The organism is Rhizobium sp. 2MFCol3.1 (assembly GCF_000377565.1).
Classification (GTDB): Bacteria; Pseudomonadota; Alphaproteobacteria; order Rhizobiales; family Rhizobiaceae; genus Rhizobium.
In genome coordinates this window covers 58,573-73,100 of the sequence record NZ_KB898356.1, presented here as the reverse complement: position 1 = coordinate 73,100, position 14,528 = coordinate 58,573, and the positions used below count along the sequence as shown (strand labels likewise).

Below are 14,528 nucleotides of genomic sequence, written 5' to 3'. Positions count from 1 at the left end.
CTAATTTGAACCTATGGTCGGACTGGGTCAGTTACACGAGAAGCTTGCCGCTGCCTTCGGCGCGCCTGCCGCTCATCCTCAAGATGAGCAGGCCGCGATCCCGGCTGACATGTCCCCTGCTACCCCCGAACACAGCCCCGTCGTCGCCCCCTCGGCGCGCAAGCTGATCTCCTATTGGCTCGGCGGCACCGGCATTCTCGCCGCTATCCTCTTGCTTGCGCTCGGCTATATGGGCGGTCTGCTCTGGGTGTCGATCGGCATCGGCGCGCTGGTGCTTGCCGCGATCGTCTGCTTCGCGATTGTCTCCACGCGCCGCCATCATATCAAGACGCGCGCCAGCGACGACACCGCGCGCGGAGGAAGCGATGCGGCGCTGTTCGCCTGCATCCACGATGCGCTCGGCGATATCACCGTGACCCGGACGATGGATCGGCGGATCGTTGCCGCGAACGACATGTTCCGACGGCTGACCGGGCGGCTGAACCCGATCGGGCAGACCTGCGAGGAGATCGGCATCGCCTTTCGCCCCGGCACGGAGCCGCATCGCTACGATGTCGAGATGTCGACGCCCGAGGGTCAGCGGATCTTCTTCTGGCGCGATGTCGTGACGCGCAACCCCTCGGACGGAAAGCTTTTGCTGCACAGCATCGCCCGCGACGTGACGGCTGATCGCATCGCGGCGCAGGAGCGCGAGGAGGCGCGGCAGAAGGCGGAGTTCAACAGCGCCTCGAAGTCGCGACTGCTTGCGACCGTCAGCCACGAACTGCGCACGCCGCTCTCAGGCATTCTCGGCATGACGCATCTTCTGACCGAGACGCGGATGACGCAGGAGCAGGACAACTACCTGACCGGCATCCGCCAGTCGGGCCATGCGCTGACCCAGCTGGTCGAGGATCTGCTCGATTTCTCGACCATCGAGGTCGGGCGCTTCCAGCTGCGCCCGCGCTCGGAATCGGTGCGCAAGCTCTTGGAGAGCGTGGTCGAGATGCTTGCCCACCGCGCCCACGAGAAGGGCATCGAGATCGGCTCGACCGTGTCGTCGGATGTTCCCGAGCTCATGAATTTCGACGCGGCGCGCCTGCGCCAGGTCTTGTTCAACGTCATCGGCAATGCGGTGAAATTCACCCAGGTCGGCGGCGTGTTCATTCGCGTGTCGCTGCAGGATGGCGAGCTTGCGATCACCGTCACCGATACCGGGCCGGGCATGACGGAAGAAGAACAGGCGCGTGTCTTCGGCGAATACGAACAGGCGGGCACCATGGTGGAGAAGAGCAACGGCACCGGCCTTGGCCTTGCCATCTCGGCGCGCATCATGCGCGAGTTCGGCGGCGCGCTGACGGTTGCCAGCGAAAAGGGCACGGGCACGGAGTTCTGCATCCGCTTCCGCACCGAAGGGGATGAGGAGCCCGCGGCCCGCCGCGACACGCTGCTTTCCGGCAATCTCGTCGTGCTCTTGGCGCCCGCCGGTGCCGCGCGCATGGCGATCTCGGAGACCATCCGCACGCTCGGCGGCCAGTGCCACTTCGTCGAGGATGGCGAGACGGCGCGCTGGATCCTGCTCGACATGGCGGCCAATGGACGGCGGCCGACCGACATCATCGTCGACCACCGCATGTCGGCCGAATTCGCCGCACACCTCGCCGACCGGACGGATATCGCGGCCCTTGGCCTGCGCAAGATCTTCCTGGTCAACCCGGAAGAGCGCAACGCCCATTCGCTCGATCTCTTCGACGCCTGGCTGATCCGGCCGCTGCGCGAACAGTCGCTGATCGACGTCTTGCGCGGGCGCATGCGCGGCATGGAAAAGCGCGATGCGCTCAACGACAACCAGCCCGGCTTCAGCCCCGGCATCCCGGAGGCGGGCATTCAGAGCGGGCTGAAGATCGTGCTCGCCGAAGACGATCCGATCAACGCCATGCTGATCCGCGCTATGCTGGAAAAAGCCGGCCACAGCGTGCAGCATGTCGAGCATTTCGAGGCGCTGCTCGATGCAGCGCTGGCGGAAGGCAGCGTGCGGCCGGATATCGTCATCAGCGATCTTTCCATGCCCGGCGGCGACGGGATCGAAATGATTGGCCGGCTACGTGGCCATGAGCGCCGGCTTGAGGTTCCCTCGGTGCCGATCATCGTTTTGACTGCTGACAAACGCGATGAATCGCGTCGTCAAGTCTTGCTGAACGGGGCAAACCGCGTCATGCTGAAACCCATAGACCCCATACGGCTGCTGACGGAAGTTCAGGCTGTCGCCGCGCTTTCGGCACGTCGCGCAGAAGCACTGTAGCTCCACCGCCACCCATGTGTTTCTTGCGTATCTGGGGGTTTAAAATGTCACTTTGCTGTCGCATATAAGTGTTTTATGGCGTCCTAAAGCCGGCAATGAAAGATTCGTCATGTCCGTAGATATCTGCAACCGTGACACCCTCGTCGAGGCTCTTCCCCCTGCGCGGAAAGCCGAACAGATCGAGAGCGACGTGTTCGGCCGGATCGGCAATTTCGAGACACGCCTTGCCCGTACGCCCGGCGAAATCGATGCCGCGCAATCCGTGCGCTACCGTGTTTTCGTGGACGAGATGAAGGCCGAGCTGCCTGCGGAAGCGATGCGCCGCAAGCGGGATTTCGACGCCTATGACGACTTTTGCGACCACCTTCTGGTGCTCGATCGCTCGATCGAGGGCGACAGTGAGGATCAGATCGTCGGCACCTACCGCCTGCTGCGGCAGGAGGTGGCGATGGCCAATGGCGGCTTTTACTCGGCTTCCGAATTCGACATCGACGCGCTGATCGCGCGCCATCCGGATAAGCGTTTCATGGAGCTCGGCCGCTCCTGCGTGCTGCCGGACTACCGCACCAAGCGCATCGTCGAGCTTCTTTGGCAGGGCAACTGGGCCTATGCGCTGAAGCACGGCATGAGCGCGATGTTCGGCTGCGCCTCCTTCCCGGGCATTCACCCGGAACAGCATGCGCTGGCACTCTCCTTCCTGCGCCACAACGTCGCGGCCAAGGACGAGTGGGCCGTCGACGCGCTGCCGCATCTAGCCCGCGACATGGACCTGATGCCGGTCGAAGCCGTCAATCCGAAGCGCGCGCTGATGGCCCTGCCGCCGCTGATCAAGGGCTACCTGCGCCTCGGCGCCATGGTCGGCTCGACCGCAGTTGTCGACAAGGCGTTCAACACGACGGACGTGCTGATCGTTCTGCCGATATCAAGCATTTCGGATCGGTATGTGAATTATTACGGTGCCGATGCTGGGCGGTTTGCCAGCTGATTGGCATAGCTAATCTTTAGCCTTTCGCCGTGTAGCCCCCTCATCCGACCCTTCGGGCCACCTTCTCCCCGCTGGGGAGAAGGGAGAGATTGGGGCGAGCGGTCCGCCACACACCCCTTCTCCCCAGCGGGGAGAAGATGGCGGCAGCCAGATGAGGGGGCCACACGGCACACCCTCACCTTTTCAAAACCCACCTCACGACCCCGTATAAGCCGCAATCGCGGCCATGTTGACGATGTCGCTGTCCTTCGCTCCCATCGAGGTGATCTGTACCGCCTTGTCGACGCCGACGAGGATGGGGCCGATGACGGTGGAGCCGCCGAGTTCCTGCAGCATCTTGGTCGAGATCGAGGCCGAGTGGAACGCCGGCATGACCAGCACGTTGGCGGGGCCGGACAGGCGGCAGAAGGGGTATTGCTCCATCGCCTTGCGGTTCAGCGCCACATCAGCCGCCATCTCGCCGTCATACTCGAAATCCACATGGCGGCGGTCGAGGATGGCGACGGCTTCGCGGACGCGCTCGGAGCGCTCGCCGGAGGGGTGGCCGAAGGTGGAGTAGGCGAGCATGGCGATGCGCGGATTATAGCCCATGCGGCGTGCGAAGCCGGCTGCCTCGACCGCGATATCGGCAAGCTCCTCGGCCGACGGCATGTCGTGGACCGCGGTGTCGGCCACGAAGACGGTGCGGCCACGGCAGAGCGCGATCGATACGCCTATCACCCGGTGGCCGGGCTTTTCGTCGATGCAGCGGCGGACATCCTCGAGCGCCGTCGAGTAGTTGCGGGTGATGCCCGTCACCATGCCGTCGGCATCGCCCAGCGCCACCATGCAGGCCGCGAAGTGGTTGCGGTCGTTGTGGATCAGACGCTGGGCATCGCGGTGCAGATAGCCTTTGCGCTGCAGGCGGGCGTAGAGATAGTCGATATAGGCTTCCACCCGGGTCGAGATGCGGGCGTTGACGATCTCGAGGCCCGGGCGGTTGAGATCGATGCCGGCACGCTCTGCGGTCGCATGGATCAGATCCTCGCGGCCGAGCAGGATGGCGGTGCCGAGCTGCTGGTTGGCGTAGGAGAGTGCGGCGCGCATGACCTGCTCCTCCTCGGCCTCGGCGAAGACCACGCGCTTGGGATGGCGGCGCACGCGCTCATAGAGGCTCGCCAGCGTCGAGGCGATCGGATCGCGACGCGCCGACAGTTCGCGGGCGTAGGCGGCCATGTCGGGGATCGGCTTGCGGGCGACGCCGCTTTCCATGGCGGCCTGAGCGACAGCCACGGGGATCGCCGAAATCAGGCGCGGATCAAAGGGGACCGGGATGATATATTGCGGGCCGAAACGGGGACGGTTGCCCTGATAGGCGGCGGCGACATCGTCGGGAACGTCTTCACGGGCGAGGCTTGCCAGCGCCCGGACGGCCGCGATCTTCATATCGTCGTTGATCGTCGTGGCGCGGACATCGAGCGCGCCACGGAAGATATAGGGGAAGCCCAGCACGTTGTTGACCTGGTTCGGATAATCCGAACGGCCGGTCGCCATGATGGCGTCGTCGCGAATGCGCGCAACCTCTTCCGGCGTGATCTCAGGATCGGGATTGGCCATGGCGAAGATGATCGGGCTGTCGGCCATCGACAAGATCATCTCCTCGGAGAAGGCGCCCTTCTGCGACAGGCCGAAGACGACGTCGGCGCCCTTCATCGCTTCTTCCAGCGTGCGCGCCTTGGTCTTGACCGCATGCGCCGACTTCCACTGGTTCATGCCCTCGGTGCGGCCCTGGTAGATGACGCCCTTGGTGTCGCAGAGCACGATATTCTCAGGCGCGAAGCCCATGGCCTTGATGAGCTCGACGCAGGCGATCGCGGCGGCACCCGCGCCGTTGCAGACGAGCTTTGTGGTCTTCAGGTCGCGGCCAGTCAGCTCCAACGCGTTGATGAGGCCGGCGGCGGCGATGATCGCGGTGCCGTGCTGGTCATCGTGGAAAACCGGAATGTCCATCAGCTCGCGCAGGCGGCTCTCGATGATGAAACAGTCCGGCGCCTTGATGTCTTCGAGATTGATGCCGCCGAAGGAGGGGCCGAGAAAGCGGACGCAGTTGATGAACTCGTCGACATTTTCCGTATCGACCTCAAGGTCGATGCTGTCGACATCGGCGAAGCGCTTGAAGAGGACCGACTTGCCTTCCATGACGGGCTTCGACGCCAGTGCACCGAGATTGCCGAGGCCGAGGATGGCGGTACCGTTGGAGATGACCGCCACCATGTTGCCGCGCGAGGTATAATCATAGGCGGTGGCGGGATCGGCGGCGATGGCCTTGACGGGAACGGCGACGCCCGGCGAATAGGCAAGCGAGAGATCCCGCTGCGTGGCCATCGGCTTGGTCGGGTTGACTTCGAGCTTGCCGGGTTTTCCCTGCGAATGGAAGTCGAGCGCTTCCTTGTCGGTAATGCCGTTGGCGGGGCGCTGCTTGCTGTTCATGTCGGGCATATCTCCTCCAAATCTCCTGACAACCGGCCTTCGATTGCGCTAGTCGACCCTCTATAGACACGCTGTTTGGGGCTGACACGACGCCTTGCGAAAAAGCCGTACGGCTACAATCGATTAAAATATCCGGTGGAACTGACAGGCGCCCCTAAGGGGTTCCTGACCTTGCGGTTCTACGACGACCTCCTCAATCCTCCTGTGGGCTAACGGCTCCCATTTCCCGATAGCTGTTGTCTTCTATAGCCGCGCTTCGATAGGGTGGCACCCTGTTTTTTAGGGAAAAGCCCACTCCGTGAACGATCGAATGACCTTGAGACACGAAGCCTTTTCGGCTGCCGAGCTTGCAACGGAAGAGAGCCGCGCCTCGGCCACGCCGATGATGGAGCAGTTCATCGAGATCAAGGCGAACAATCCGGATTCGCTTTTGTTCTACCGCATGGGCGATTTCTACGAGCTGTTCTTCGAAGACGCGCTCGACGCATCGCGCGCGCTCGGGATCACGCTGACGAAGCGCGGCCAGCACATGGGCCAGGATATCCCGATGTGCGGCGTGCCGGTTCATGCGGCCGACGATTATCTGCAGAAGCTGATTGGGCTCGGTTTCCGCGTGGCGGTCTGCGAGCAGGTCGAGGACCCCGCGGAAGCCAAGAAGCGCGGCAGCAAGTCGGTTGTGAAGCGCGACGTGGTGCGGCTGGTGACGCCGGGAACGATCACCGAGGAAAAGCTGCTTTCGCCTTCGGAATCGAATTACCTGATGGCGCTGACCCGCATTCGCGGCGCCTCCGAGCCTTTGATGGCGCTTGCCTGGATCGACATTTCCACCGGCGTTTTCCGCTTGGCGGAGACCGAGGCGTCGCGGCTGCTGGCCGATATATTGAGGATCGATCCGCGCGAGCTGATCGTCCCGGATACGATGTTCCATGATCCAGAATTGAAGCCGGTGTTCGACGTGCTTGGTCGCACCGCCGTGCCGCAGCCATCCGTGCTGTTCGACAGCGCCACGGCGGAAGGCCGGATCGCGCGCTATTTCGGCGTCTCGACGCTCGATGGCTTCGGCACCTTCTCGCGCTCCGAACTCGCGGCAGCGGCAGCGGCCGTCGCCTATGTCGAGAAGACGCAGATCGCCGAACGGCCGCCGCTCGGCAAGCCGGAGCGCGAAAGCGCTGCCTCGACGCTCTTCATCGACCCGGCGACACGGGCCAATCTCGAGCTTGCACGCACGCTTTCCGGCGACCGCAATGGCTCGCTGCTCAAAGCCATCGACCGCACCGTCACCGGTGGCGGCGCACGGTTGCTCGCCGAGCGCCTGATGTCGCCGCTGACCGATCCAGTGCGGATCAACGAGCGGCTGGATTCGATCGGCTTCCTGATCGAGGAGCCCTCGCTCTCGGGCGACCTGCGTGATCTCCTGAAGCACGTTCCCGACATGCCGCGCGCGCTGTCGCGCCTGGCGCTCGAGCGCGGCGGTCCGCGCGATCTCGCGGCGATCCGGCAGGGGCTGAATGCCGCCACCGACGTGGCGCGGCTCTTGGAAACCGCCATGCTGCCCGAGGAACTGGCCGATGCGCTGGCCGGCCTCATCGCCCTTCCCCATCAGGTGGCAGCACTGCTCAGCGAAACGCTCGGCGACGAGCTGCCGCTTTTGAAGCGCGATGGCGGTTTCCTTCGCGACGGCGCCAATGCAGAGTTGGACGAGGTGCGCGCGCTGCGCGACCAGTCGCGCCGGGTGATCGCCGGGCTGCAGCTGCAATATGCCGACGAGACCGGCATAAAGTCGCTGAAGATCAAGCACAACAACGTGCTCGGCTATTTCATCGAGGTGACGGCGGGCAATGCCGGGCCGATGACCGACACGCCGGAAGCCAAGGCGCGGTTCATCCACCGCCAGACGATGGCGAACGCCATGCGCTTCACCACCACCGAGCTTGCCGATCTCGAAAGCCGCATCGCCAATGCCGCCGACCAGGCGCTGTCGATCGAGCTTGCCGCTTTCGACCAGATGAGCGCGGCTGTCGTCGCCGAGGCAGAAACCATCAAGGCCGGCGCGCGGGCGCTTGCTGTCATCGATGTCGCCGCAGGCCTCGCGCTGCTCGCCGACGAGCAGGCCTATTGCCGGCCGCTGGTCGATGGCTCGACCATGTTCGCCATCGAGGGCGGGCGGCATCCTGTCGTCGAGCAGGCGTTGCGCCGCCAGTCCACCGGCCCCTTCGTTGCCAATAATTGCGACCTCTCGCCCGAGGGAGACGGCAAGGATGGCGCGATCTGGCTTTTGACTGGCCCGAACATGGGCGGTAAATCGACCTTCCTGCGCCAGAACGCGCTGATCGCCATTCTCGCGCAGATGGGCTGCTTCGTGCCGGCGACGTCGGCGCATATCGGCATCGTCGACCGGTTGTTTTCGCGCGTCGGCGCCTCGGACGATCTGGCGCGCGGGCGCTCGACCTTCATGGTCGAGATGGTGGAGACCGCAGCGATCTTGAACCAGGCGACCAGCCGTTCGCTCGTCATCCTCGACGAGATCGGGCGCGGCACCGCCACCTTCGACGGCCTGTCGATCGCCTGGGCATCGGTCGAGCATCTGCATGAGGCCAACCGCTGCCGCGGGCTGTTTGCCACGCACTTCCATGAATTGACGGTGCTATCGGAGAAGCTGGCGCGGCTTTCCAACGCGACGATGCGCGTGAAGGAATGGGACGGCGACGTGATCTTCCTGCACGAAGTCGGCCCCGGTGCTGCCGATCGCTCCTACGGTATCCAGGTGGCGCGGCTTGCCGGCCTGCCCGCCTCCGTCGTTTCGCGCGCCCGCGATGTGCTGACGCGGCTCGAAGACGCCGACCGCAAGAACCCGGCGAGCCAGCTGATCGACGACCTGCCGCTGTTCCAGGTGGCGGTGCGGCGCGAGGATGTGGCGCGCGGGCCTTCGAAGGTCGATGAAGCGCTGAAAAACATGAGCCTAGACGACATGACGCCGCGCGAGGCGCTGGACGCGCTCTACGACCTCAAGAAGAAGCTGAAGCAGGGGTAAGCGCATGTTCATGGACCGCCTGCTTCGCGAAACGCAGCTGCTCGCCAACATCTTCACGGCGATCGAGGCGCTTCGCCTTGCCGACGAACACGGCAATCCGCGTGGCTGGGACACGCCTTTCGGGCTGCTGCAGATCATCGCCTGCTGCTCGCGCATATCGGATCTGACGGCATCCATCGCCAAAGCGGGCTACCGCGAATGCGACAAGGAGATGCTCGAAGAGATCGCCAGCGAAAACCGCAAGGTGCTCTACTCGGTCAACGCGCAGATCGCCGCCTAAGCCGGGCTGCGCCACACGCCGTCTCGGCGCACGATCACCTTTTCGCCAAAATTAAAGGTTCTTGCAGTATGAAAGCCCGTGTCAAACAGCGGGCAAAGAGGCTATAGCGCATGCAGACGAAACGAGAGGCGCAGCAGATGGCCGCGCCGCGCGAACAGGAAGCCGCCCAGCGCATGGCGCCGACGAACGATATCGATTTCTCCGACATTCTCGACACCGACTATCTGCGCAAGCAGTGCGACGCCGTGGTGGAGGCCAACAAGAACCGGCCGGACGCGATGCGCTCCGATCTGCTTGGTATCTTCAAGAAGGCCAGCACGGATGGGCGCAACAAGGCGCGCGAACTGCTGTCTGCCGACGGCAGCGGCCTGAAATGCGCACGGCGGATCTCCTGGCTGCAGGACCAGATCATCACGGTTCTCTACGAATTTTCCACCGACCACGTCTTTCCCAAGCAGAAGGACAAGTTCTCGGTCACCGCCGTCGGCGGCTACGGCCGCGACACGCTGGCGCCGGGCTCGGATATCGACCTGCTCTTCCTGTTCCAGCCGAAGCCGGCGGAAGAGACGCACAAGGCGGTCGAATTCATCCTCTACATGCTGTGGGACATGGGCTTCAAGGTCGGCCACGCCACGCGCACCGTCGAAGAATGCATCGCGCTGTCGAAGTCCGACATGACGATCCGCACGGCGATCCTCGAGATGCGCTACATTTGCGGCCTTCGCTCGCTCGAAACCGAGCTCGAGGCGCGCTTCGACAAGGAGATCGTCACCGGCACCGGACCCGAATTCATTGCCGCCAAGCTTGCCGAGCGCGACGAGCGCCACCGCAAGGCAGGCGACACGCGCTATCTCGTCGAGCCGAACGTGAAAGAGGGCAAGGGCGGGCTGCGCGACCTGCACACGCTGTTCTGGATCTCCAAATATTATTACCACGTGCGCGACACCGCCGAACTGGTGGCGCTCGGCGTTCTCTCCAAGCACGAATATCGCCTGTTCGAAAAGGCCGACGACTTCCTCTGGGCCGTGCGCTGCCACATGCATTTCCTCACCAACAAGGCCGAGGAACGGCTCTCCTTCGACATCCAGCGCGAGATCGCCGCAGCACTCGACTATCATTCGCGCCCCGGCCTTTCGGCCGTCGAGCGCTTCATGAAGCACTACTTCCTGGTCGCCAAGGACGTCGGTGACCTCACGCGCATCCTTTGCGCCGCACTCGAGGACCAGCAGGCGAAATCGACGCCGGGGCTTTCGGGCGTGTTCAGCCGCTTCACCCACCGCACCCGCAAGATCGCCGGCAGCACCGACTTCATGGAGGATCGCGGCCGCATCGCGCTCGCCAGCCCCGATGTGTTCAAGCGCGATCCCGTCAACATCATCCGGCTCTTCCATGTCGCCGATATCAACGGGCTCGAATTCCACCCCGATGCGCTGAAGCGCGTGACGCGCTCGCTCAGCCTGATCGACAACAGCGTGCGCGAGAGCGAGGAAGCCAACCGGCTGTTCCTCTCGATCCTCACCTCGAAGCGCGATCCGGCTCTGATCCTGCGGCGCATGAACGAGGCCGGCGTACTCGGCCGCTTCATTCCCGAGTTCGGCAAGATCGTCGCGATGATGCAGTTCAACATGTATCACCACTACACTGTCGATGAGCATCTGCTGCGCAGCGTCGATGTGCTGTCGGAGATCGACAAGGGCAAGGCCGAAGAGCTGCACCCGCTCGCCAACAAGATGATGCCCGGGATCGAGGATCGCGAGGCGCTCTATGTGGCAGTGCTCCTGCATGACGTCGCCAAGGGCCGCCAGGAGGATCACTCGATCGCCGGCGCCCGCGTCGCCCGCAAGCTCTGCGCCCGTTTCGGCCTGTCGCACAAGCAGACGGACACCGTGGTCTGGCTGATCGAGGAGCATCTGACCATGTCGATGGTGGCGCAGACGCGCGACCTCACCGACCGCAAGACGATCACCGATTTCGCCGACCGCATGCAGTCGCTTGAGCGGCTGAAGATGCTGATGATCCTGACGGTCTGCGATATCCGCGCCGTCGGCCCGGGCGTGTGGAACGGCTGGAAGGGTCAGCTCTTGCGCACCCTCTATTACGAGACCGAGCTTCTGCTTGCCGGCGGCTTCTCCGAGGTGTCGCGCAAGGAGCGCGCTGCCGTGGCCGCCGAGGCGCTGTTCAACGCGCTTGCCGACTGGAGCCAGAAGGATCGCAAGATCTACAGCAAGCTGCACTACCAGCCCTATCTGCTTTCGGTACCGCTGGAAGACCAGGTGCGCCATGCCGGCTTCATCCGCCAGGCCGACAAGGCCGGCCAGGCGCTGGCGACGATGGTGCGCACCGACAGCTTCCACGCCATCACCGAGATCACCGTGCTCTCGCCCGACCACCCGCGCCTGCTCGCCGTCATCGCCGGCGCTTGTGCCGCGGCCGGCGCCAATATCGTCGACGCGCAGATCTTCACGACCTCAGATGGCCGGGCGCTCGACACGATCCATGTCAGCCGCGAATTCAAGGACGATGCCGACGAGCTTCGCCGCGCCGGCACGATCGGGCGGATGATCGAGGACGTGCTTTCCGGCCGCAAGCGGCTGCCCGAGGTGATCGCGACCCGCACCAAGAACCGCAAGAAGAGCAAGGCCTTCTTCATTCCGCCTTCGGTGCATATCTCCAACAGCCTGTCGAACAAGTTCACCGTCATCGAGGTCGAGTGCCTCGACCGTCCGGGCCTGTTGTCCGAAGTGACCGCCGTTCTGTCCGATCTCTCGCTCGACATCCAGTCGGCGCGGATCACCACCTTCGGCGAAAAGGTGATCGACACCTTCTACGTCACCGATCTCGTCGGCCAGAAAATATCGGGCGACAGCAAGCGCTCCAACATCACCGCCCGGATGAAGGCGGTGATCGCGGAAGAGCAGGACGAGCTGCGCGAGCGCATGCCATCAGGCATGATCGCGCCGGCGGCCACACCACGCACCCCCGGCCCCACCCAGGAGACGGCGGAGTGAGCCGGTTCCGGCCGATCCGTCTGAAACAACCGTCATGAGAGCGTCCGCATGAGCCTCGTCAAGAAATTCGCCACCGTCGGCGGCGCCACGCTGGGCAGCCGGTTGTTCGGCTTCGCCCGCGAAACGCTGATGGCGGCAGCGCTCGGCACCGGGCCGATGGCCGACGTGTTCTACGCGGCCTTCCGCTTTCCGAACCTGTTTCGCCGGCTGTTTGCCGAGGGCGCCTTCAACGCCGCCTTCGTGCCGCTCTTCGCCAAGGAAATCGAGGCGAACGGCACTGACGGAGCCAAGCGTTTTTCCGAGGAAGTGTTCGGCGTTCTCTTCTCGGTGCTGCTGCTCATCACCATCGTGATGGAACTCTCGATGCCGCTTCTGGTGCGCTTCATCATCGCGCCGGGCTTTACCGACGATCCGGAGAAGTTCTCGATCACCGTGCGCATGGCGGCGGTGATGTTTCCCTATCTGATGTGCATGTCGCTGACGGCGATGATGAGCGGGATGCTGAACTCGCTGCATCACTTCTTCGCCGCCGCCGTGGCCCCCGTCTTCCTCAACGTCGTGATGATCGGGGCGCTCTTCTACGCGCTCTACACCGGCGCTGAGCCGCTGCAGACCGCCTGGTATCTCTCCTGGGGCGTGCTGGTGGCCGGTGTCCTGCAGCTCGCCGTCGTCTATGTTGGCGTGATGCACGCGGGCATGAGCATCGGCATCCGCTTTCCGAGGATCACGCCCAACGTCAAGCGGCTGCTGATCCTTGCCATCCCCGCCGCCGTAACCGGCGGCATCACGCAGATCAACCAGATGATCGGCCAGGCGATCGCCTCCAGCAAGGAAGGCGCGATCGCCGCCCTTCAATATGCCGACCGCATCTACCAGCTGCCGCTCGGCGTGGTGGGCGTCGCCGTCGGCGTCGTGCTTCTGCCTGAGCTCGCGCGGGCGCTGAAAGGCGGGAACCTGCGCGAAGCGGGCAACCTGCAGAACCGCTCGATCGAGTTCGTGATGTTTCTCACGATCCCCGCCGCCTTCGCGCTGTGGATCCTCTCCGACGAGATCATCCGCGTGCTCTACGAGCGCGGCGCGTTCCATCAGGAAAACACCATGATCGTCGGCTCGATCCTGGCGATCTACGGCATCGGCCTGCCGGCCTTCGTGCTGATCAAGGCGCTGCAGCCTGGCTTTTACGCCCGCGAGGACACCAAGACGCCGATGCGCTTTTCAGCGGTCGCCGTCGGCGTCAATTGCGCCACGGCACTGACGCTGTTTCCCTATCTCGGCGCGCCGGGTATCGCGGTCGCGGAAGCCACGGCCGGATGGATCAGCACGGTTCTTCTCTTCTCCACACTCTTGAGACGCGGCCACCTGACATGGGAATGGGCGCTGGCGCGGCGCACGGCGCTGCTCGTCGTGTCTGCCGCCGTCATGGGCGCTGTCATCATGTATCTCCAGCACCGCTGGGAGCCGTGGCTTGCCTCGAGCGCTTCGCTTGCCACCAAGGTCGGCACGCTCGGCATGCTGATCGGGATTTCGATGGTGGTCTATTTCGCCACCGCGTTTCTGATCGGCGGCGCGAACCTCGGCATGATCCGCCGCAACCTCAACCGCAAGCCGGCGGTTACCAAGACCGACGGCTGAGCTCCCCGGCTGGCGCAGCTCTAACAGTGCGTCCAGCGGCGCTTCGGGCCGACATCGACATGAATGATGCCGTTGCAATAACGGCCGATGCCACCGATGCCGGGCGCCTGCGCGGCAATGGCGATGATCGTCTTGTCGGACACACCGGGCACCCGGATGTCGGCGGCGGCGCAATGGCGGTGCTGCGAATGCGAGCGGCCGGAATGCGCCCGCAGCCCCGAGGTGACCAGTGGCCGGCGGCCCGTCTTGTCGGCGATATAGGTGAGGATGCCCCTCAGTTTCGGCGGAAAGCAGCCGGCGCGGACGCTGACGGTCTGCAGACTATAGGCAAGCGTTTCATTTTTCTTCAGCGGCCCGATCGAGAGTTTTCGAACATTCTGGGCGGTGGCGCCATTGAGGCTGGAGAGGCTGAACAAGCCGGCGAGTGCGATTGAGAATGCAGGATGCATCATGTCGTCCCCCAGTTGGGAGCGCCGCAAAAGGCGGCGCTCGCGTTTGCGGGCGGAAAACTCTCCTCAAAAATGGCCAATTTAAGGAAACTCCTACCTAGTACATCAGGAGAGCGCCTTATTTTACGTCGAATTGTTACATTCAAGATACCTAAAATGAAGTATGAATTGCCCTTTTCGCGAGAGCGCCTGAGCATGTTCACAAAAAATCGCCCGTTGATTTTCCCCACCTCGAAAACCCCGCCTTACACTGTCGGCGTCCCATCATCGGATACCCCGGCAGGCGTGCCGGCGAGGCGGGATCGGCGCGGAGCGTGAGGGGATGACGCAAAACCTCACGATCCGGGTCCGCGGAAAATGATCTCCCTCCGGTGACGGCGGGTTCTGTCGTGA

At 63.8% G+C, this 14,528-nt stretch carries 8 protein-coding genes; 6 read left to right on the top strand and 2 right to left on the bottom strand.

Annotation, left to right across the window (positions count from 1 at the left end; genetic code table 11):
- Positions 1-13 precede the first annotated feature (13 nt).
- Together D460_RS0108960 and D460_RS0108955 are read left to right on the top strand one after the other, a co-directional pair.
- Positions 14-2,281 (top strand): ATP-binding protein, encoded by a 2,268-nt coding sequence (locus tag D460_RS0108960; RefSeq protein ID WP_018898204.1) that lies wholly within the window; start codon positions 14-16, stop codon positions 2,279-2,281.
- Positions 2,282-2,390: 109 nt separating this feature from the next.
- Complete coding sequence (locus D460_RS0108955; protein ID WP_018898203.1) at positions 2,391-3,266, top strand: GNAT family N-acetyltransferase; 876 nt, start codon at positions 2,391-2,393, stop codon at positions 3,264-3,266.
- 195 nt (positions 3,267-3,461) lie between these two features.
- On the opposite strand, the gene D460_RS0108950 is transcribed toward D460_RS0108955, so the two are convergent.
- Positions 3,462-5,744: an NADP-dependent malic enzyme gene (locus tag D460_RS0108950; protein ID WP_018898202.1), complete on the bottom strand. Its 2,283-nt coding sequence runs from the start codon at positions 5,742-5,744 to the stop codon at positions 3,462-3,464.
- Positions 5,745-6,033: 289 nt separating this feature from the next.
- On the opposite strand from D460_RS0108950, the gene mutS reads away from it, so the two are divergent.
- The 4 genes from mutS to murJ all read left to right on the top strand — a co-directional run bounded on the left by mutS (position 6,034) and on the right by murJ (position 13,686).
- Positions 6,034-8,766, top strand: coding sequence for a DNA mismatch repair protein MutS (gene mutS / locus D460_RS0108945; protein ID WP_026282948.1), 2,733 nt, complete (start codon positions 6,034-6,036; stop codon positions 8,764-8,766).
- 4 nt (positions 8,767-8,770) lie between these two features.
- Positions 8,771-9,046 carry a hypothetical protein gene (locus D460_RS0108940; RefSeq protein WP_018898200.1) on the top strand — a complete coding sequence of 92 codons (276 nt, stop codon included), beginning with the start codon at positions 8,771-8,773 and terminating at the stop codon, positions 9,044-9,046.
- 110 nt (positions 9,047-9,156) lie between these two features.
- Positions 9,157-12,054 (top strand): [protein-PII] uridylyltransferase, encoded by a 2,898-nt coding sequence (locus D460_RS0108935; RefSeq protein ID WP_018898199.1) that lies wholly within the window; start codon positions 9,157-9,159, stop codon positions 12,052-12,054.
- 48 nt (positions 12,055-12,102) lie between these two features.
- Positions 12,103-13,686 carry a murein biosynthesis integral membrane protein MurJ gene (gene murJ / locus D460_RS0108930; RefSeq protein WP_018898198.1) on the top strand — a complete coding sequence of 528 codons (1,584 nt, stop codon included), beginning with the start codon at positions 12,103-12,105 and terminating at the stop codon, positions 13,684-13,686.
- 20 nt (positions 13,687-13,706) lie between these two features.
- On the opposite strand, the gene D460_RS0108925 is transcribed toward murJ, so the two are convergent.
- A complete protein-coding gene (locus D460_RS0108925) occupies positions 13,707-14,135 on the bottom strand; it encodes a DUF882 domain-containing protein (protein WP_026282947.1) in 429 nt (142 codons plus the stop codon).
- Positions 14,136-14,528 lie beyond the last annotated feature (393 nt).

Excerpts from the sequence above, each read along its gene's own strand:
- D460_RS0108925 (WP_026282947.1), bottom strand. The coding sequence starts at position 14,135 with ATGCATCCTGCATTCTCAATCGCACTCGCCGGCTTGTTCAGCCTCTCC.
- D460_RS0108935 (WP_018898199.1), top strand. The coding sequence starts at position 9,157 with ATGCAGACGAAACGAGAGGCGCAGCAGATGGCCGCGCCGCGCGAACAG.
- D460_RS0108960 (WP_018898204.1), top strand. The coding sequence starts at position 14 with ATGGTCGGACTGGGTCAGTTACACGAGAAGCTTGCCGCTGCCTTCGGC.
- murJ (WP_018898198.1), top strand. The coding sequence starts at position 12,103 with ATGAGCCTCGTCAAGAAATTCGCCACCGTCGGCGGCGCCACGCTGGGC.
- D460_RS0108955 (WP_018898203.1), top strand. The coding sequence starts at position 2,391 with ATGTCCGTAGATATCTGCAACCGTGACACCCTCGTCGAGGCTCTTCCC.
- D460_RS0108940 (WP_018898200.1), top strand. The coding sequence starts at position 8,771 with ATGTTCATGGACCGCCTGCTTCGCGAAACGCAGCTGCTCGCCAACATC.
- D460_RS0108950 (WP_018898202.1), bottom strand. The coding sequence starts at position 5,744 with ATGCCCGACATGAACAGCAAGCAGCGCCCCGCCAACGGCATTACCGAC.